This is a genomic window from Sedimentibacter sp. zth1 (assembly GCF_017352195.1).
Taxonomy (GTDB): Bacteria; Bacillota; Clostridia; order Tissierellales; family Sedimentibacteraceae; genus UBA1535.
On the sequence record NZ_CP071445.1, the window covers coordinates 1,721,893 to 1,743,223 of the forward strand.

The window sequence follows — 21,331 nt, forward strand, 5'->3', positions numbered from 1 at the left end:
ATATATATAATCTATTCAAACTTAGAAGGTTATTGATGACATACAATTTTGCCCGTAATTACATATATTTAGTTTAAAATGTATCACTAATATATATGCGAAGTATATTTACATTATTCTAAAATAGTGCTATTCTACCCGTTAATAATAAATATAATGAAATAAAAGCTAATGCTACTAATACTATTAATATTGCTATATCTCTATTATTGCTAAAATAAATTTCATTATGATCTTTTTTACCTTTAATATAAACTAAAGTACCAGGAAGATAAAATAATGCTGTAACTCCTAATCCTATTAACCCACTTGCATAAATAAGCCATATACCGTATATTGTACCGATAAGTCCAATTATTTTTGAAGAAAAAGTTGTTCCATAGTCTTTTTTTAACTTATTTCTATTTAGAGAAATTTTAAAGTAATACATTGCACTTAACAAGTAAGGTATTAAAATCATACTTGTTGATATTGAGTAAAAAACCTGATATGTTGAAGAGCTAAAATATGTTATTATCAAAAATATCTGTACTATACTATTAGTCAAAAATATTGAAAAAACAGGAGCACCATTTTTGTTTTCTTTTGTAAATATTTTGGGAAATGCACCTTTTTTCGAGGCTTCATATGGACATTCAGTTGCTATAATGGTATAACCTAAGGTTGCTCCTAACAAAGATATTATTACACCTATATTTACTAATGCGGCACCCCAACTACCCACTACACTTTTAAGTACCCCAGCCATTGGTGGATTAGATAATCCTGCTAATTGACTTCTATCTAATACACCCATACTTAGAACCGCAACTAAAATATAAATTGTTAATACGCCTAAAAAAGCTGTTATGGTTGCTTTACCAACATCTGAAGAATACTTAGCTCTTCCTGAAATAACAACCGCTCCTTCAATTCCTACAAATGACCATACTGTTGTTTGAGAGGTAGCTCTTAATTGATTTAAAAATGACATATTACCTGATTCACCCCAAAAATCTTTTATAAAAATATTCCAGTCAAACGCTTTTAGAAAAATCAATGTTACAATAAATACTAGTATGGGAACAATTTTACTTATAGTTATAACTACATTTATTGAAGTTGCTTTTTTAACACCCTTTAATACAAAGTAATTAACTATCCATATAAGAATTGAAGCACATACTATGGATATTAAATTATTACCTTTCCCAAATATAGATATAAAATATCCAATGCTTGCGAAAAGCAATGTAGCATAAGATACAATTGCAAGCAAAGTACTAAGCCAATAACCCCAAGCCGAGTTAAACCCTACATAGTCTCCCCATCCTTCCTTTGCATAACTATATATTCCTCCAGTAAGCTCTGGTCTTATTCTATTAAGATTAAAAAAACAAAGTATTAAAGCTTGCATTCCTATACCACATATTAACCATCCTATTAATACTGCACCAGTATTAGCTCCTTTACTTGCCATATCACCAGCAATACTAAAAACGCCTCCACCTATTGTAGCACCTATTGCAACCGCTGTAAGTTGTATATAATTAAGTCCCTTAGAATTTGTTGTTTTTTTATTTTTATTAGTCACGCATTAAAACCTCCAATGTTTTTCATTTTGTCAGAATCATGTTATTGACTTAGTATTCCATTTTTACGAAAAAAAATAACAATTTAGTATACTAAATTGTTATTTATATAATTCTTCAGCTATTTTTGCAAAATCATAAATCGTTAATTGCTCAGCTCTAATACCTGGATCTATATTTACATTTTCTAATGCGTTTTTAACTTTTTCTTTTTCTATTTTCAAATTACTACTCATAGAATTGTGAATTGTCTTTCTTCTCTGTCCAAATGCTGCTTTAATAACAGCAAAAAGTGCTATTTCATCCTTAACTTCAACTCTTGGTTTTTCCAATATATCTATTGTTATAACTGCTGAATCGACCTTAGGTCTTGGCATAAACACTGTGTTAGGTACAATCAAAGATATGTGTGCATCTGCTCTATATTGAACTGCTAAACTTATTGCTCCATAATCTTTATTGCCTGGTTTTGCACTAAGTCTTTGTGCAACTTCTTTTTGAACCATAACTGTGATACCTGATATATTTATTTTATCTTCTAGAACCTTCATAATTATTGGAGTAGTAATATAATAAGGTAAGTTCGCAACAAGTTTAACTTTCATACCTTTAAATTCCTCTTCAATTAATCTATTTACATCAACCTTCATAAAATCGTCGTAAATAATTTTAAGATTATCATAACACAAGGTTTCAAAATGAACATCTTTTAAACTTTTATCTATTTCAATTGCTATTACCTTTTTTGCTTTATTGCAAAGTCCTTGAGTTAATGTTCCAAAACCAGGTCCTATTTCTATTACTCCAGTATTATCGTCAATACCTGCTGCATCTACAATCTTATTGATTATGTTTCCATCTATTAAAAAATTTTGACCAAGACTTTTGCTAAATTCGAAGCCATGTCTATTAAGTATTTCCTTCATTATTCTTGGTGAATATAATTTCTTTTCATCCATTGACTATACTCCTATTTCCTCATCGTTGATCTCAGTTATAGCTGTCTCAAGCTCATCTCTTATTATACCATAATTATTTAATCTTTTTACAAATTGCTTTGCACTGCAATAACCTATGCCTATCATATCTCCAAGCTTTGCTCTTCTTTTTGAAGCATTGTCGTTACCAACAAGCTCATAATATATCATATCATCACTTTTAAACTCAGTTCTACCATCTGTTACTTCTGCTCTTGCATTAGCTAATGCTTCTCTAATAACATCAGGAGTAGCATTTTCAACACCTATATTACCGTTTTTATTTGCCTTATTCCTTGGTATAAATGCATGCTTGCAATTTTTAACCTGTGAAGATACAATATTTCTGATTTTTTTGCCAGGAAAATCTGGATCTGTAAGTATTATAACACCTCTATTTGCAGAAGCTGTTTTTATTAAATCAATCGTTTTTTGTGTCAATCCAAGACCGCTTGTTGCAATTATTTCTGCATCTACTGCTCTTTTAACAGCTGAAATATCGTCTTTTCCTTCTACAACTATTATTTCCTTTATCAAAATTATATCCTTTCCTAATTAATCTTAAACAATCTTTTAAAATTACTATTAGTTTTATTTACTACCTCATCGTAGCTAACACCTTTTATCTTTGCAATTTCCTCAGCCACGTATTTAACTAAGGCGGGCTGGTTTCTCTTTCCTCTAAATGGTTCGGGAGCTAAATATGGAGAATCTGTTTCTATCAAAAGATGCTCTAAAGGTATTTCAAAAGCAACTTTTTTTGATACTTTAGAATTTTTAAATGTTACAGGTCCACCTAATGAAATAAGAAATCCCATTTTTATAAACTCTTTAGCTAATTCAATATTTCCAGAATAGCAGTGCAAAATTCCTCTTGCACCACTATAATGTTCTTCTTTCATAATATTAAATACATCCTCATGTGCATCTCTATCATGTACAATATAAGGCATATCTAATTGTTTTGCTAATTTAACTTGTTCTCTAAACCATTTCCTTTGATACTCTCTTGGAGAATTATCATAGTAGTAATCAAGTCCAATCTCACCGATAGCAAGCACCTTTTTATTTAAAGCGTACTTTTTATATAATTCTAATGTTTCCTCATCCATTTTATCTGCGTCCTCTGGATGAGTACCTACAGCTGCATAAATCATATCGTATTTTTCTGATAATTGTATGGATCTTTCTGATGTTTTAACATCACAACCAGGATTCAAAACTAGTTCAACACCATTCTGTTTAAGCAAATTTATTAGTTCATCCCTATCTTCATCAAATTTCTCATCATCTAAATGTGCATGACTATCAATTAACATTTACTTTTTTACTTCCTTTCTTTGCTTCTTCTTGTTGCCTATTTTAACTTTTGAATATTTTTCTACTAATAGTAAAAAATCATCATATTCTTTGTTTCTTTTACACAATAATTCAATAACATTATGTTTAGTATATTTGCTTTTGTATGTCACCTTAATCTTAAATTTTTCTATTCTATTATCTGTTGGTAATTCGATTTTATCGATATCACTCCAGCTTATAACGGTCGAATTCCTATAAATACCTATATTTGATACTTTAGTTTTTGCAGAAAGAGGGATATATAGTACTATAAAGAAAAACAACGTAAGTGCTATTTTTAATGATTCTAAACTAAAAAATCGATTCTCTCTAAACAAAGAGCCTAACGCTAAACCACTTAATGTTAGCATTAAAAACAATAAAACACCACATATATTTCTCATACTACTGTTATCATTTGTCAATGAAACAACATCTATAGGATTTAATTTTTTGTATTTATGATTCTTGATAGCAACTGATATTAAATAGTAAGTAGCACCAGCCAATGCTAACATAAAAAACAACGACATAATTTTCTCCCCTCAACTTATTATATAATTTTTCTATTTAGCTTATTTTAGCTCCACTTGCTAAATCTTCTAATGTAGAAACTAAAGTTAATTTTTTGCCCTTTGTAGCTGCTAAAACCATACCTTGAGAATAAACTCCTCTTAATGTTACTGGTTTCAAATTATATACCATAACCACTTTTTTACCTATTAAGTCCTCAGGCTCATAGTATTTAGCTATACCTGAAACAACCTGTTTTGTTTCTTTTCCAACTTTTAATTGTAAAACTAACAATCTATCTGCATCTGGGTGTTTCTTAGCCTCTACTATTTCTGCTAATTTTAATTTCATTTTATCAAAGTCATCTATTGTTATCATTCCATCTTCAAGCTCTTCATTAACTTCTTGATTTGCATTTTTTACTTCTTTTTTGTTTTCTTCCACTTTCTTTACCTCATTTTTTTTATCTTCATTTATTCCTAATTTTTGATGTATTTCTTCTAATTTTTTAGCAGTATCTATTCTAGCAAATAATATTTCAGGTGTACCAACTTTTCCACCAACTACTGTTCCATCAAATGTTGAAATAGAATCCCAATCATTTTTATCAGAATTAATTTGCTTAAATATTTTATCTGATGTTTCCGGTAAATATGGTTTTAATAATGCTGCAGCAATTCTTATAGACTCAAGTAAATTATATAAAACAGTAGCAAGTCTATCCTTTTTAGATTCGTCTTTTCCAAGTATCCAAGGAGTAGTTTCATCTATATATTTATTGCTCCTTCTTAGCAGGTTGAAAATTTCATCAATTGCATCAGAAACCTTTAAATCATCCATTTTTTTCTCTACTCTTTTTGGAGTTTCTAATGCTAAATTAATTAATTCATCATCTATTGCCTCTTTTTGAGTCGGTGCTAAAATTTCACCATTAAAATATTTTTTGACCATTGTAACTGTTCTATTTACTAAGTTTCCTAAAATATTAGCTAAATCCGAATTAATTCTTTCTATCAATAATTCATAGCTTAATATACCATCATTTGCAAAAGGCATTTCATGCAATACATAATATCTAACTGCATCTACCCCAAACAATTCTACTAAATCATCTGCATAAATTACATTTCCTTTTGATTTACTCATTTTTCCTTCACCAACAAGTAACCATGGATGACCAAATATTTGTTTTGGAAGTTCTTCGCCAAGAGCCATCAACAGTATTGGCCAGTATATTGTATGAAATCTTAAAATGTCTTTACCTATCAAATGCACATCAGCAGGCCAGTTTTTCTTGTATAAATCACTGTGATTTCCATTAATATCATAACCCAAAAATGTAATATAATTACTAAGTGCATCAATCCATACGTAAACAACATGTTTGTCATCAAATGACACTGGTATACCCCAGTTAAATGAAGTTCTCGAAACGCATAAATCTTGTAATCCTGGCTTTAAGAAGTTATTCATCATTTCATTTTTTCTTGATTCTGGTTGTATAAATTTAGGATTACCCTCAATGTGTTTTATTAATCTATCAACATATTTACTTAGCTTGAAGAAATACGCTTCTTCCTTGGCTTTAGTTACTTCTGCGCCACAATCAGGGCATTTACCATCTTTCAATTGACTCTCAGTAAAAAATGATTCACAAGGTGTACAATACATTCCTTCATAATGTCCTTTGTAAATATCTCCTTGGTCATAAAGTCTTTTGAATATTTGTTGCACCTTTTCAACATGCATTTTATCTGTAGTTCTAATAAATTTGTCATAACTTGTATTCATAATATCCCAAATTCTTTTTATTTCACTTGTTACATTATCAACAAATTCTTGTGGTGTTATACCTGCTGCTTCAGCTTTATCTTGAATTTTTTGTCCATGTTCATCTGTGCCTGTTTGAAAATAAACATCGTAACCATTTAGTTTTTTAAATCTCGCTATACTATCAGCTAGAACTATTTCGTAAGTGTTTCCTATATGTGGCTTTCCTGATGTATATGCAATTGCTGTTGTGATATAATATTTACCTTTATTCATAATATACTCTCCTTATAAATATAAAAGTCTCTTAGCCTTTTGGCTAAGAGACGATGTTATCGTGTTACCACTCTTAATTTGTGTGCATCTCACAATACACACCTTTGTAAGTTTTAATAAACCCAGTAATATAACGGTTACAACCGTAATACCCTACTTATTTTCAGGCATTATGCTCCAAGTCCATCTTCTTTGTAAACTCATCCGCTGATTTTCACCAACACAGCTCTCTAAAGGACTTATTTACAAATACTCTTCTTTTCAAAGCATGCTATTATATTCTTATAAAGACTATACATAAAAATTCATATATTGTCAATACAAATTTTACATTTTATCTTCTTTATTGTAAAAAATATTTCCTATTTATTATAACTCTTTTTTAACACAATATTTTTTTGTTGCAATTTTGTAATATTTGTTTTATTGTACGTCTGCTTTATGATTGTTGCTTTTAAAAAATTTATATGATATATTATCTCTAGAAAGCTAGGTGATATGTTTGAAACTAACAAATATTCAAGACAATGTACAAAAAAATGCTGATGCAATTGCAAGTGTGTTAGGTGTTGATGTTACTGTTACTGACAATAATTTATTTCGTATTGCTGGAACTGGAAAATATAATAATCATATCGGTGAACAAGTAACCAATGATGGAGTTTTTGCACATTGTTTAGTTAATTGCGTTCCTTATGTAGTACGTAATCCTAAAGAGGATAAAGTATGCAAGTCTTGTAGTAAAAAAAATTGTGATGAATATGCGGAAATAGTTAGTCCAATTATTTATGATAAAAGAGTTTATGGCATTATTGGGCTAATAGCTTTTAACGAGGAGCAAAAAAGAGTTTTGTTAGGAAACGAAAAAAATATAATTGCTTTTCTTAACAAAATGGCTAATTTAATAGTTAGTCAAATTATAGACAAAGAAAAATCTAACGAAATAAAGTTGTTGATTTCTCAACTACAAACCGTAATTAATTTAATGGATAGCTCTGTAATAATCACTGATAGTAGAGGAAATATTAATTATTACAATAAAAAAGCAAATAATCTTTTTCATATTAGTTCATATAATCATAAGCATATAGATAAGATTCTTTTGAACGTTGATATTGATAGCGTTTTCAAATATAAAAAGAAATTTACAAATAAAGATTTCAGCTATAAAAACAATGATTTATATTTGAGAGGTATCATTAACTCAAAAATATATTACAGTGATGCTAATAAAAATATAGAATCCGTTGTATTTTTTATAGAAGAATTAAGTCAGTTTATATCATCTGCAAGAAATATTATTTCTACAAACATTGTCACAGAATTTGATAATATAAAATATGTGAGCGAGAAAATGCAAAATGTTGTTAATCATGCAAAAAAAGCTTCAAGAACTGACTCAACTGTACTAATAACCGGTGAAAGTGGTACAGGGAAAGAGGTTTTTGCAAGAGCTCTGCATTATGATAGCAATAGAAAAAAAGAGCCTTTTGTAGCAATAAATTGTAGTGCAATACCTGAAAATCTTTTTGAAAGTGAACTTTTTGGCTACGAAGAAGGTGCTTATACAGGTGCCCTAAAAGGAGGTCATCCTGGCAAATTTGAACTTGCACACAAAGGAACACTACTCCTTGACGAAATAGGTGATATGCCTCTTAACCTACAACCTAAGTTATTAAGAGTTCTTCAAGATAGTAAAGTAATGAGAATTGGTGGCAATAGATATATAGATGTAGATGTTAGAATAATTGCATCAACAAATTGTAATCTTGAAAAAAAGGTTCAGAACAAAGAGTTTAGAGAAGATTTATTTTATAGATTGAATGTTATCCCCATTTTATTACCACCACTAAGAGATAGACCGGAGGATATTACTTTACTTGCTAACTTTTTTACCAATAAATACTCTAGCAAACTAAATAAATCTGTTATGAGAATCAATGAGGATGCTTTAGATTTAATAAAGAAATATCCATGGTATGGCAATGTTAGGGAGTTAGAAAATGCTCTAGAATATGCTGTTAACATGTCTGATAAAACCTATATAGATATTGATAGCTTGCCTATAAAAATAAAAAATTTTAGTAGTTTCAGCTGTTGTTCAAACCATTTATATAGTGAAAATATATATACTATTGATGAATTAGAAAGAAACGAAATAAAAAAAGCTATAAAAATATATGGTTTTAGTACAAATAGTGTAAATATAATATGTAAAAAGCTTGGTATTAGTAGAGCTACCTTTTATAGAAAAGTAAAAAAATATAACATTATTTCTAATCAAATTTTAATAAATGATTAATCACAATTAAATTTATTTTTATTAATATAATACTATGATATTATATTATTTAATGGAGGTATAGTTTGGGTACTTTTTTTGGAATATTATTGTTTATACTTGTAATGGGAATTGCATTGAAAGTAGGAGTTTTTGCTGTTAAGGTTATTTTTACTATCATTGGTGCTATTGTTGGAATAGGAATTATTATTTCACTTTTACCTCTTGGTATAGGTATTGGAATATTTCTATTAATTCCAGCAATTATATTTGGAATTATATCATGCATCTTTAAATGTATTAAATTTATATTATAAAGTATAATATAGTTGCCGTTAATTGTATAATTAACGGCAACTACTCTTTATAGTGTTATATAGAAACTTTTAGATTAATAATTTAATTGCATAACAGATGCCATTATTCCTCTTTCTCCATGTTGACCTCTATGCGAATAAAATAAATCCATATTACATTTTGTACATAATTTCATATTTTCAATATTTGTTTTTTTAACACCACTCTTAACTAATAAATATTCATTTATAGCCCACAAATCAATATATTTTTTACTGCCTTTACCATACATAAAATCCTTATATTTTTCATCTACATTTATAAATAATTCTGCTACATCTATATCTACCTCAAAGCAATATTGACTTAGTGATGGACCAATTCCAACTATTATATCCTCAGGTTTAGAATTATAATTATGAACAAATACATCAATCATATTCTCGGCTATTTTATATAATGTTCCTTTCCAACCAGCATGTGCAACACCAATAATTTTAAGTTTTGGGTTGTAAAAAAACAAAGGTGTACAATCAGCATGAGTTGTTACTAAAGCAATATTTGATTCGTTTGTGATTAATCCATCTATATTTTCATAGTCTCTTTTTTTTGTTACCCCTTTGCCCTTGTCTTTATTTGTAACTATTCTAATATTGTTGGTATGAGTTTGAGCTGTTGTAACAAAATTATTTATATCTATATTCACTGCTTTCGATAATATTTCATAATTTTTAAATACATTATCGAATTTATCATCTGTTCCAAATCCTAAGTTTAGTGATGCATAGCATCCTTCACTTACACCACCTACTCTAGTTGTAAAGCATTGAAATAATTCGCTGTATGGCTCAAGTATAGGGAAAGTTAAATATTTAATATTATTTTTAAAATGCACAGTATATGACATATTGACCTCTTCATAATTTTTTGGGATAATATTTATTATATACTTTTTTTCTATTTTATGATATATTATATTCATTATTACTAGAATTTTTTACTATCAAATGCATCAAAAATATTATAAAGGAGTATCTATTTATGCGCGATTATGTTATTATAACAGATTCAACAACTGATTTAACACAAGAGATGATTGATGAGCTTGATATACATGTCATACCAATGGAATTTACTATAAATGATAATAACTATCTAAATTATGCAGATGGTCGAGATATCAGTTTTAGTGATTTTTATAACATGCTTAGAGATAAAAAAAGCTCAACTACTGCACTTATCAATACACAAAGATTTATAGATATATTCGAACCATATATCAAAGATAACAAAGATATTATATATATTTGTTTCTCATCTAGTCTAAGTGGTACATATAATTCTTCATGTATTGCAGTTCAAACATTGCTAGAAAAATATCCTGATAGGAAAATTTATAGTGTGGATTCTCTTTCAGCATCAATGGGAGAAGGTCTTTTAGTTTATCATGCAGCCCATAAAAAAATGGAAGGTTTTAGCATATATGAAGTAAGAGATTGGGTACTAGACAATAGACTTAACATTTGTCACTGGTTTACTGTTGATGATTTATTTCATCTAAAAAGAGGCGGAAGGGTCAGTTCTACTGCTGCAGTTGTAGGTTCTATGTTAAGTATTAAACCTGTTATGCATACTGACATTAACGGAAAACTTACAGTTGTTGACAAAGCAAGAGGAAGAAAGGCTTCTCTTAATGCATTATTAAAAATGATGCAAGAAACTTGTATAAATCCAGAAGAACAAACAATTTTTATAAGCCATGGAGATTGTTTAGAAGATGCAGAATTTCTTGCAAAAAACGTTAAAGAAAAACTTAATGTTAAAGATATAAAAATGAATTATATTGGACCAGTAATTGGTACACACGCTGGACCTGGTACAGTTGCATTATTTTTTTTAGGAACAGAACGATAGATTATAGCAATTATAAATTATTAATTAATACTAAAGGGTATATCATTTATTGATGATATACCCTTTAAATCTATATATTTAAATCCATTACTTTTTTAGATTTTTCTAGTGCTTCCTTAGTTTTAACTTCTATTAACATACTTAAATTATTATCGTATGCAAATTTAATTCTTTGCATTATATCAATATCACCCTCGAAAAGAACCAAATGATCACTTTTAATATTAGCATCATGTAAATGCATATGTTTTATTTTATCTTTGTTTTGAAGCAGAATTTTTTTATCTAAATAGCCACTTTTATAATCATGTCCAACATCCCACGTCAATTTAACATTATCATAAATTATAGATTTTTTTATTATTTCTTTCGCAAATGGCAACATAAAATTATTACTATTTTCAATACATACAGTAACACCACATTTCATTGCTTTTTCAGCTATAATCGATATACTGTATATAAAATTCTTAACATACTCATCGCAATATTTTTCATATATATAAACCTTCTTATCAGGTAACGTCATAAAGGGTCCTTTGTTGATATGCATATTAATTAAATGTATATTAGAATTTTTACACCATTCAATAGTATCTAAAAACAAATTCAAATATCCTTGCCTAACACATTCATAAAAAGAACCAATATCAGCATCATCTGGCATATGCATGGTAAAATAAATATTGTTGCTCTTTGCCAAATCTTTAATAAATTGACTATCTACACTATCTATCATATTGTAAGGGAAATTCATATTCAACTCTATAAAGTCAAAATTTAATTTATTGCATAATTCTATATTTTCTTCTATTGTACTAAATTCTACAAGAGAAGGCATACCTATTTTCATATACACACCTCTATAAATATTTTTTTAAGTCAAATTATCTGATAGTTGCTTACTATATTCACCAATAACTACTCCTACAATCATAGATAATATAAGCATTATTTGAGGAGTTAATGGTACTGAATCAACTAATCCATGTATCAATGTCATAGCTAATACCAATGATATTAACTTATTAAATTTATTATTTTTATCTATCTTGAATTTTTTATAAATGCTAACAACCAGTTTAAATATTGATACAACAAATATTAAAAATCCCAAAAGACCTGTTTCCATAAAAATTTGCAAATATATATTATGACAATGCTCAATATAATGTGTAATTGTTGCACTATAAGTCGATGTATACTTAAAAAACGTACCAAAACCAATACCAGAAAATAAGTTATCTTTTATTATATTAATGCTAGTTTTCCATAATTCAAACCTATATGCCATAGAACCATCACTAGATATCTTTGAGATATCCGCCCTGCCAGTTCCACTTATATTGTCAGCTATAAAAAGAAACACTGTAATAATAATAATATATTTAAAATATTTTTTATCTGTAAATATTCCCACTATTATCAATGAACCAATCAATGATACCCAGCTTGTCCTTGAAAATGTAAAAAATAAACATAATATTGACAAAGGTAAAGTAGCATTCTCCAACATTCTAATATCTTTAGGTCTATCATTGGTTGTCATATTTGTAACTATACACAATACAACTAAATTTATATAAAATCCATACACATTTGGATTAAAAAATGTTGAAAACATTCTTTTATCAATCTTATATTGCGATAAATCAACCCACTTAGCAGGCATAATTACATTTGGATTAACCATTTGAAATATACCAATTGCATATGTTATTAATGATACTATATAAAAAATCTTTAATAATTTATCTTTGTCTATTGTATTATAATTTTTTGAAACATATATAACGATTATTATACATATTGTTATTATAAGCAAAAAAAACGTTGAAATAAGCTTATATTGTGACAATATTGTAACTATTATATACCAAAAAAATATGACACTTAAAACTTTGTTTTGTTTTAAATTTTTGACTCCAAAAGCTTTATTATTAATAATATTTCTAATAAATAACACAATGACGAAAATATACGCTAAAGGTGCAAATAATACTGACATTATTAACAGCAGAAATATTGTGTTAATTTTTTTCATAATTTACCAAATCCTAATTAAATTTAACTATAAACGTACTACCTTCTCCGATTTTACTTTCAACATCAATTGAAGCTCTGTGAGAATTAACTATCCACTTAGCTATACTTAAGCCTAAACCCGTTCCACCAAATTTTCTATTTCTCGCTTTATCGCTCCTAAAGAATCTATCAAATATTCTTTTTTGATCATCATTTGATATTCCTAAACCTGAGTCCTGTATATACAATACTTTTTTATTTTTTTCAATACTCAACTTTACACTGACAAAACCTTCTTCAGTATATTTGATCGCATTGTCTACTAAAATTACTACTAATCTTCTTATTTTATCATAGTCGCCTTTTATTATAACATCGTCTTGTATATCTGTCACCATTTTCAAGTTTTTATTTTTAGCCATTATATCCATATTATCCGTTACATTTTCAACAATTTCAGTTAATGATAATTCCAACCATTCCATCTTAGTTTCATTTGCATCAACTTTTGCTAAAGTTAGCAATTGATCTATAAGGTTAGCCATAACTTGTGTTTCGGAATACGCATTATCTAACCACATTTCATTTTCTATAATTGTTCCTTCTTCATCAGACATCATAACATCAAGATTTGTTTGTATAACTGTTAATGGCGTTCTAAGTTCATGTGATGCATCAGCAATAAATTCTTTCTGTTTATGCCATGTTTCTTTCACTGGTTTAAGAGCTTTACCTGTGAAAATATAACTTATTGTTAAAAGTAAAACTAATGCTATAGCCCCAATCAACAATAATACTGTTTTTAAGAACATCCAAAAATAATTTTCACCCTCTGAATTTTCATATATCTGTATAACTCTTGGAGTGCTTAAACTAGCAATATATTTTGTATATATTCTATATGTTTTTCCATCAATATCCTTTCTGTTATAACTATCTTTTTTTTCTGCTAAAGATTCTATTGCAAAATCAATGATGTTTTTAACTATACCTTCATCCTCACCTTTAACATGCAGTATATTTAATGATTTATCATAAGAAATATAATTAGACCTTAAATCCTCTTTGCCAAAATATAAAATTCTAGACTGTAATGCTTTATATCTTGCATTAGTTATTAAATCTTCTATTTTTATAGGATCATTGTTGTAAATTTGCACCTTTATTGCTTCCTGCTCCATTATTTTACGTGTTTGATCCTCGTATACTATTTTTGTTATAAAATATATACCTGATATAACAAATATCATAAAGAATGTTAGAGCTATACCCATATATACAGTTAGCTTTATGTGAAGTTTTCTAAACATATATTAATACCTACTTTTCTTTTAACATATAACCTACACCACGGACTGTTTCAATTTTAGCTCCAGTATGATTTAGTCTTTTCCTAAGATGGTGCACATATATTTCAATATTGCTTTCTAAAATATCTGATTCAAGTCCCCATATTCTATCAATAATTTGCTCTCTAGTAAAAACTTGCTTAGGTTTTTTGATAAACATCTCCATAAGCATAGCTTCTTTTAATGGTATTTTGAACTCACAATTATCCACATATAAAAGATAGTTTTTCACATCATATTTAATACCTTCAAACTCATATATTTCACCTATAAATTCTGTGTTTTTTCTTCTAGAAAGTGCTTTCACACGAGCAATAAGTTCCTTTGTTGCAAATGGCTTAACCAAATAATCATCTGCACCCTGCTCAAGTCCAAATACTCTATCATCTATTGTATCTTTTGCCGTTAGCATTATAACCGGAGTTTTATTTCCAGCTCTTCGCATTGTTTTTAATATTTCTATACCATTTGTACCTGGCAACATTATATCTAAAACTATAACATCATATATATCTTTTTTAGCAAGTAGTAATCCTTCATCACCATCATTGGCTATATCTACATTTATCTTTTGTTTAGAAAACAAAAAATTCAACGCTTGAGTTATTTTCACTTCATCTTCTACTATCAACACTCTCATAAAGTTACTCCTTTTATCTAATTTATATTTATCCATTATAATAATTATATAACCTTTTACTTAATTATCTCTTAACACATGTTAAAGTATACATCAATTAGTACTTGAATACAACATATGTAAGTACACATCAGAGTATAAAATATTATATTAGTCAAACACCTTTGTTTAATGTTATAGGATAAAAATAAAACATAAGTGGAACTTTTAACAGTTTTTAACGTCTATATATTATATATATCAAATTATACAATTACTATTGTAATTAATAATGAAAGGAAAATATTATGAATAAAAAATTAACTAGAGGTATAGTATCTGGACTAATAATGCTAACAAGTATGTCAGTTGCTTTTGGAGCAGGTACAAAATTTGAAATTAAAGCTACTATGGATAGCGGAGTTACTATTAAGTACAAAGATGAAGTACAAAAACTTGTTGATGTAAACGGAGTTACAAAAGATCCAATTATGTACAATGGCACAACATATGTTCCAGTTAGAAGTATAGGTGATATTGTGGGCTTGGATGTTGATTGGGATAAAGAAACTAGAACTGTATTATTAGACGAGAAAATTACTGTTTCTTTAGAGAACGATTCACTTGAAGACATAATGAGTGCTGTGTATAGCGGTGTAAAAAGTGATTTACCAATGGTTGCAAATACTCCTGTTACAGATGAAAACGTAAAATACTTTTTAGGAATTGAATCATTAAATGGAGCTGAAGCATTAGCATCTGAAGCTATGATAGGTTCAATACCACACTCTGTTGTTCTATTAAGAGCACCTGAAGGCTCTGATATTGAAGCATTAAAGAAAGAAATAAAGGAAAAAGTAGACCCTAGAAAATGGATTTGTGTAGGTGTTGAAAGAGATGAAGTAATAGTTGATAATATAGATAATGTTGTAATAATGATAATCCAAAATAGAATTGCAAATGAAATTCATGAAAGTTTTTTAAATTTAAATAATGAAAATCAATAAAAAATTAGCAATAATTATAGGAACAGCAATTATCCTGCTTGTAGGGATGTCTTTTATTTTAAGCAGAAATAATAACTCATTAGAAACAGATGATATGGAAATGAATTCCGATGGAATATATGCAGTTGACGGCAACTACTTTAAATCAATATATCCACTTAATGAGAAGTCTGTATTAAGAGCTGCAACTTATATGAATAATTTGCAAGAAAAATATTTGTCATCAAATAATAAAGTGTATTATGCTATAATTCCAGACAAAACTTATTATGATACTTCATCATCGTATGATAAATTAGATTACGACAAAATGATAAGTACGCTTAATCAAAGCATTGATAACATGGAATATATTATATTAAAAGATTTACTTAGCCTAGACGATTATTATAAAACTGACAACCATTGGAAACAACAAAATACCATTGATGTAGCAAACAGGATTGGTGAAAAATTAGGTTTTGAAATTAGTGCAGATGATTTTACCATAAATTCATATACGGAATTTGGTGGAATGTACGCAAAATACATCACTAATTCTGAAAAGACAGAAGAACTACAATATTTGGTTAATGACCATATCAAAAATGCAACAGTTGAAAATTATCAGAAGAAAGATTTTACAAGTGTTTATGATGTAAATAGTTTAAAGGGTGATGTACCATACGATATTTATTTATCAGGTGCTACTCCTTTTTTAACAATAACAAATGCAACACAGCAAAACGGAAAAGAACTTGTGATTTTTAGAGATTCATTTACAAGTAGCTTAGCACCTTTACTTGTTAGCGAATATAGCAAAATTACTCTTATAGACACAAGATATATCATGAGCCCGTTACTTAAGGATTTCATTGAATTTAATGAACAGGACATTTTATTTCTATACAGCTCAGCTGTTATAAATAATAGTAGTATGCTAAAATAAATAATACAAAATAACTTCAACGATACCTCCATATTTATTAGGATTCCTATTTGCATAGTTGTCATTATTAATTTTATAGTATATAATTGGACTACCAGTAGGTCCGGAGCATATGTAAGACTAATGGGATTAATAAATATTATATCAACTTTGAATAATTCAATTTATATTAATACTATGGAGGTTTATATGGATAATTATTACCAAGAATTAATCTGCTTGAGAAGAAAATTGCATTCCATTGCAGAAATTGGTTGGTTAGAAATTGAAACAACTATTTTTTTATTAGAATATCTTGAAAAACTGGGATTTAATATCCAGTATGGCAGGGAAATACACAGTGAAAGAATAGAATTACCAAACAAAAAAATGTATAAGCAGGCTTATGAAAGCAATAAAAATCTATACAATGAAAAATACAAAGATATTTTTGATGGTTATACAGGTCTTATAGCATCTTTTAACACAAATACTCCGGGAAAAACAACCGCATTTCGCTTTGATATTGATGCACTTGAAATAACAGAATCTCAAGATTCGGAACATTTTCCTTATAAAGAGGGCTTTGCTTCAAAAAATACTAAATTCATGCATGCCTGTGGACATGACGGACATATGGCTATTGGATTAACATTGGCACATTGGATTGCAAATAATTCAAATGATTTGTCAGGCAACTTTATTTTTATTTTTCAACCAGCTGAAGAAGGAGTTAGAGGAGCTAAAAGTATACTAAACAAAGGTGTTTTACCTAAAATTGATTATTTATTTGGAATGCATATTGGATTAGGTATGAAAGAAAATTACGTAGGTGTTGGTACAATAGACTTTTTAGGTAACGAAAATATGCAAATAAAATTTAGCGGCAAATATTCACACGCTGGTAACAAACCAGAAGATGGATGCAATTCACTACTTGCAGCAGCTTCAGCATCTTTAATGATGCACTCCATTACACAATATAGTTCTGGTATAGCAAGGGTAAATGTTGGTACATTTACTGCCGGTAGACAAAGAAATTCAGTACCTGGTGAAGCCGTTTTAGGAGTTGAAATACGTGCAAATAAAAAAGAAATTTTGGATGACCTCATTATTAAAACAGAAAATATTGTAAAGGGTGCTGCTATTTCATTTCAAAATGACTACAATATATCCTACTTAGGTCATTCTGATTGTTATAATCACGTTAATAAAGATTTGGCATGCTTTATTGAAAATATATTATTAAAGAAAAACATTAATGTACAAAAATACCCGTCTTTTAATGCCTCTGAAGATATAACTTCAATAATGAATTTTGTTGAAAACAATGGTGGAAAATCTATACATATGTTATTCGGAGCAAAGTTAAGTGCAAGCCATCATAACAAAAAATTTGACTTTGATGAAAATGTGTTAAAACTAGCATTTGATAGTTTCACAGAAATTGTGAATAATTTTTCTTTAAAACAGAAGTAGGAATTTAAATAGGTGTTAAGGAAACGCGTTGATTTCAACGCGTTTTTGTTGTTGTGGCTTAAGCATAATGAAAAACGATACTTTTTATTAGAATCCTTAATAAAAAGTATCGTCTCTATTTGTATATAAAATATGTATAATTTGTTTCACTTAAAAACAATTTATAGTCTAGTTATAATTTATACATGTAATAAGCCTTTAAATTTTTCAGAAAAATCTACATTTGCATAATTGTTATTATACTCTTCTTTCTTCCATTCAGGCCAATCATTAATCACTTTCTCAACATAAGTAGTTAAATCTTTTATATTTATTTCCTTTTCTGTATTATTATTACTATTCAATAACATTGTAGTTGACATAATATACTCCTTTATTTTTATTATAATTTTATATTATCATTTAACAATTTTTGGAATGAATCAAATGCTAACATTTCAAACTCAATATAATTTAATACAGGCAATGGATTTCTTAAATTTGCTGTTTCACTTTCCCATTTAATTCTATTACCACTATTATCTTTTCTTTTTCTAGGATATGATAAAGCGGATGCCATAGAAAAAAGTTCAATATATTTTCGTGGACCCACTCCTCTAAAATGTAAAAACTGAACTTTATTCTTTTCATCTTTAGACATAGTTATCTCATTTTTATAAAATTCTAAAGCTTTACTTTTAGGATATGGTTCAATATATATAACTTTCTTAATACCTGCTGCAATTATATGTTTTGCACAATTATGACATGGAAATGTGGTTACATACATACTTGCACCTCTACAGCTAATATTATTTCTTGCACACATTAACAAGGCTTCCATTTCACTATGCACTACCCGTCCATATTCTGTAAGGTCTCCTATTCCAGACTGTTTTAATTTTTTAATATTATCATCATTAACATCTAAACCTAAGCTTCCTAATACCTTATTTATAATTTTCTCTTGTTCTTTTTTATTGGGATCATAACCTAACATATAATCTCTACCGTTTTCATCATCTATATACTTGCCATTTTCCATTTTATTCCAGTATAGTCCGCCTTCAAATTTAGGACAATCATTTACTCCCGAAGCTAGTATTTCTTTATCTTTTGTTACAACTGCCCCAATTTGTCTTGATAAATCTGCCGACCTTAATGATGTGGAATATGCCATAAACATCGCATACTCTTCAAACGTAGGAGTAATAAAAGGATTACCAAATAATAAATCTAAAAGTCTAAAAACAGTACTTTCGAGTTCATTACTAGAATCAGACACATGTATAAAATAATCAGAATCTTGAAATGCGTCTCTAGTCTTTTGCCCATATTCTATTCCCTCATTATCATCGCGATTAAGTAATCTTAATGCTTGGTCATCAGTCATTCCCTTACGATTTGTTAAATATGATTTTCTATTTTTATAATCATCAGTTACACCAATAAGATGAAACCCAGATGTATATATTTTCCTTAAAAAAGCAACTTCCTTTGGATGTTTGATTGAATTAATTATATAAGCAACTCTAGCTCTTGGGCTAGTATCTTTTGTACTATTATCACTATTTTTTACTCTATTTAAATATATTTGATAAACTGCCCCCTTCATTAAAATTGTTTCATCTTCTTCCCGTAGCTTATCTCCTATATTCATATATTTTGATATTCTTTCATATTCATTACTATCTGTGAGCGTTGGATTTTTATCAAATGTAGAAATAACATCTTTTGATACTTTAATTTCTTCAACACTATATTTAAACTGTTTTAATTTATCACTAAGTAAAGAAATAACTTTGCTAACATCTGTACCAACTGCACTTATTATACCTATTACTAATTCACTATTATTAGGTTTATCAAACATAATGTAACATACCTCACACTTATATATTACTATATTTATTTATAGTTTCAATAGATGAATTTTATCATTATTGTATATTTTTGTCAAATTTTTGGATTTGTTCAATATTACCTAGTATTAAGATTATATTATCAACGAATAATTCATTATAGATAAAATTAACTGTCTAATATTATTGCTTATTGTATATTGTACTTTATAACTCTATAATAATGTACAAAATGAAATTTCAAATATCGTCATACGAAACAGGAACCTGTTTTTATAACTAAAAATGGATATGGTGATTTAGTAGTTATGAGCATTGAAACTTATAAAGTTATGCTTGATAACCTGTCAATTGGCTTAACAATAGATTAAGCTGAAAATGAATACAAAATCAATAGCAAAGCAATTGACGCAAAAGAAGCACTATCTACTCCAAGGAGAAAGTACTTTGAATAAATATAATATATTTTTAAAAACGCTACCAAACCAAACTCTAGAAAAAATAATTTTCAAATGTTAAAAACGATTAACGTTCCATTTGGTACAAATGTTTAAAGTAAAAAAAGAGTTTTAAGTGCAATGTTTGAGCACAGCGAGTTTTGCACTTTTTCTTTTTTGACTTTAAATACAATTGTCAAAGGGTTTAGTTTGTTTTTAATATTGAAATTATTTTTAACAATAGATTATGCTAGCCAATATAAAAACTAACTAAAATTAGCTTTGAAAAACAGCTTTACTAAACTTTAAAATTAGCTCAAAAACTTATAGATTTGGTGATAACTATCCAAAAACTAGGTATTAAAAAAAGCACTGATAAAAATCAGTGCCTTTAGTATTTAATTTCTTTTTATTACATCATTCCTGGCATTATGTATTCGTATATCAAATGGTGTTTTATGTTAACTTATATGTTGTTATGTGCACGTAGTTTTGTATTATATGCATTATGTAGATTTAATTTATGTTATTTGCGTTAGCATTTTGTTAGCATTATATTAATATATATGTGTCGAGAATAACCGAGTTTCTATAAAAGAAAAAAAGATATAGAACTTCAATCTATATCTTAATTTATTTAAATTATTAATAATACCAGAGTTTGTGCTTCTTTCATCAAATTCCATCAAACATTCAATAAAAATTTTTTTAATAAATACACAGAAAG

Annotated in this window: 19 protein-coding genes, 1 pseudogene and 1 other annotated feature; of the genes and pseudogenes, 7 read left to right on the top strand and 13 right to left on the bottom strand. The window is 28.0% G+C overall.

The genetic code is table 11. The features are described from left to right. Window positions 1–118: 118 nt before the first annotated feature. The 6 genes from JYG23_RS08575 to metG all read right to left on the bottom strand — a co-directional run bounded on the left by JYG23_RS08575 (window position 119) and on the right by metG (window position 6,448). Complete coding sequence (locus JYG23_RS08575; RefSeq protein WP_207235235.1) at window positions 119–1,573, bottom strand: basic amino acid/polyamine antiporter; 1,455 nt, start codon at window positions 1,571–1,573, stop codon at window positions 119–121. A 99-nt stretch (window positions 1,574–1,672) separates the two neighbouring features. Next, the gene (gene rsmA / locus JYG23_RS08580) at window positions 1,673–2,530 is read right to left on the bottom strand and encodes a 16S rRNA (adenine(1518)-N(6)/adenine(1519)-N(6))-dimethyltransferase RsmA (RefSeq protein ID WP_207235237.1); all 858 of its coding nucleotides are present in this window, start codon (window positions 2,528–2,530) and stop codon (window positions 1,673–1,675) included. Window positions 2,531–2,533: 3 nt separating this feature from the next. After that, the gene (rnmV, locus tag JYG23_RS08585; RefSeq protein WP_207235238.1) at window positions 2,534–3,085 is read right to left on the bottom strand and encodes a ribonuclease M5; all 552 of its coding nucleotides are present in this window, start codon (window positions 3,083–3,085) and stop codon (window positions 2,534–2,536) included. 14 nt (window positions 3,086–3,099) lie between these two features. Then, window positions 3,100–3,867, bottom strand: a complete 768-nt coding sequence (locus tag JYG23_RS08590) for a TatD family hydrolase (RefSeq protein ID WP_207235239.1) — start codon at window positions 3,865–3,867, stop codon at window positions 3,100–3,102. After that, window positions 3,868–4,422: a hypothetical protein gene (locus tag JYG23_RS08595; protein ID WP_207235240.1), complete on the bottom strand. Its 555-nt coding sequence runs from the start codon at window positions 4,420–4,422 to the stop codon at window positions 3,868–3,870. A gap of 37 nt (window positions 4,423–4,459) precedes the next feature. Further along, complete coding sequence (metG, locus tag JYG23_RS08600; protein ID WP_207235241.1) at window positions 4,460–6,448, bottom strand: methionine--tRNA ligase; 1,989 nt, start codon at window positions 6,446–6,448, stop codon at window positions 4,460–4,462. 43 nt (window positions 6,449–6,491) lie between these two features. Then, window positions 6,492–6,722 (bottom strand) — a binding site (T-box leader). A 228-nt stretch (window positions 6,723–6,950) separates the two neighbouring features. Between metG and JYG23_RS08605 the strand changes: the two genes are divergently transcribed. Both JYG23_RS08605 and JYG23_RS08610 read left to right on the top strand, forming a co-directional pair. Beyond that, entirely contained in the window at window positions 6,951–8,750 is a 1,800-nt protein-coding gene (locus tag JYG23_RS08605; RefSeq protein WP_207235242.1) for a sigma 54-interacting transcriptional regulator, read from the top strand. Between the two features lie 65 nt (window positions 8,751–8,815). Beyond that, window positions 8,816–9,046, top strand: coding sequence for a hypothetical protein (locus JYG23_RS08610; RefSeq protein WP_207235243.1), 231 nt, complete (start codon window positions 8,816–8,818; stop codon window positions 9,044–9,046). Window positions 9,047–9,120: 74 nt separating this feature from the next. Here JYG23_RS08610 and pgeF read toward each other — a convergent pair whose 3' ends face one another. Beyond that, entirely contained in the window at window positions 9,121–9,933 is an 813-nt protein-coding gene (gene pgeF / locus JYG23_RS08615) for a peptidoglycan editing factor PgeF (RefSeq protein WP_207235244.1), read from the bottom strand. 134 nt (window positions 9,934–10,067) lie between these two features. On the opposite strand from pgeF, the gene JYG23_RS08620 reads away from it, so the two are divergent. After that, on the top strand, window positions 10,068–10,940 hold the full coding sequence (locus tag JYG23_RS08620; RefSeq protein WP_207235245.1) for a DegV family protein: 873 nt from the start codon (window positions 10,068–10,070) through the stop codon (window positions 10,938–10,940). Between the two features lie 70 nt (window positions 10,941–11,010). Here JYG23_RS08620 and JYG23_RS08625 read toward each other — a convergent pair whose 3' ends face one another. From JYG23_RS08625 to JYG23_RS08640, 4 genes are read right to left on the bottom strand one after another with little or no spacing between them, the layout of a single operon-like run. Continuing rightward, window positions 11,011–11,793: a sugar phosphate isomerase/epimerase gene (locus JYG23_RS08625; RefSeq protein WP_207235246.1), complete on the bottom strand. Its 783-nt coding sequence runs from the start codon at window positions 11,791–11,793 to the stop codon at window positions 11,011–11,013. A 24-nt stretch (window positions 11,794–11,817) separates the two neighbouring features. Further along, the gene (locus JYG23_RS08630; RefSeq protein WP_207235247.1) at window positions 11,818–12,984 is read right to left on the bottom strand and encodes an O-antigen ligase; all 1,167 of its coding nucleotides are present in this window, start codon (window positions 12,982–12,984) and stop codon (window positions 11,818–11,820) included. A 13-nt stretch (window positions 12,985–12,997) separates the two neighbouring features. Further along, window positions 12,998–14,275 carry a cell wall metabolism sensor histidine kinase WalK gene (locus tag JYG23_RS08635; RefSeq protein ID WP_207235248.1) on the bottom strand — a complete coding sequence of 426 codons (1,278 nt, stop codon included), beginning with the start codon at window positions 14,273–14,275 and terminating at the stop codon, window positions 12,998–13,000. Window positions 14,276–14,285: 10 nt separating this feature from the next. Then, window positions 14,286–14,954: a response regulator transcription factor gene (locus JYG23_RS08640; protein ID WP_207235249.1), complete on the bottom strand. Its 669-nt coding sequence runs from the start codon at window positions 14,952–14,954 to the stop codon at window positions 14,286–14,288. A 287-nt stretch (window positions 14,955–15,241) separates the two neighbouring features. Here JYG23_RS08640 and JYG23_RS08645 point away from each other — a divergent pair, with 287 nt between their 5' ends. The 3 genes from JYG23_RS08645 to JYG23_RS08655 all read left to right on the top strand — a co-directional run bounded on the left by JYG23_RS08645 (window position 15,242) and on the right by JYG23_RS08655 (window position 18,326). Then, a complete protein-coding gene (locus JYG23_RS08645) occupies window positions 15,242–15,940 on the top strand; it encodes a stalk domain-containing protein (RefSeq protein ID WP_207235250.1) in 699 nt (232 codons plus the stop codon). Beyond that, window positions 15,927–16,868: a hypothetical protein gene (locus JYG23_RS08650; RefSeq protein ID WP_207235251.1), complete on the top strand. Its 942-nt coding sequence runs from the start codon at window positions 15,927–15,929 to the stop codon at window positions 16,866–16,868. Before JYG23_RS08645 ends, JYG23_RS08650 begins: the two co-directional genes overlap by 14 nt. 189 nt (window positions 16,869–17,057) lie before the next feature. Continuing rightward, complete coding sequence (locus JYG23_RS08655) at window positions 17,058–18,326, top strand: amidohydrolase (RefSeq protein WP_207235252.1); 1,269 nt, start codon at window positions 17,058–17,060, stop codon at window positions 18,324–18,326. Window positions 18,327–18,505: 179 nt separating this feature from the next. Here the strand turns inward: JYG23_RS08655 and JYG23_RS08660 are convergent, their stop codons facing one another. Both JYG23_RS08660 and JYG23_RS08665 read right to left on the bottom strand, forming a co-directional pair. Beyond that, window positions 18,506–18,688 carry a hypothetical protein gene (locus JYG23_RS08660; protein WP_207235253.1) on the bottom strand — a complete coding sequence of 61 codons (183 nt, stop codon included), beginning with the start codon at window positions 18,686–18,688 and terminating at the stop codon, window positions 18,506–18,508. A gap of 20 nt (window positions 18,689–18,708) precedes the next feature. Beyond that, window positions 18,709–20,178: an anti-phage dCTP deaminase gene (locus tag JYG23_RS08665; protein ID WP_207235254.1), complete on the bottom strand. Its 1,470-nt coding sequence runs from the start codon at window positions 20,176–20,178 to the stop codon at window positions 18,709–18,711. A 240-nt stretch (window positions 20,179–20,418) separates the two neighbouring features. Between JYG23_RS08665 and JYG23_RS14870 the strand changes: the two are divergent. After that, window positions 20,419–20,622: pseudogene (locus JYG23_RS14870) on the top strand (type II toxin-antitoxin system prevent-host-death family antitoxin); the annotation flags it as partial. Window positions 20,623–21,331 lie beyond the last annotated feature (709 nt).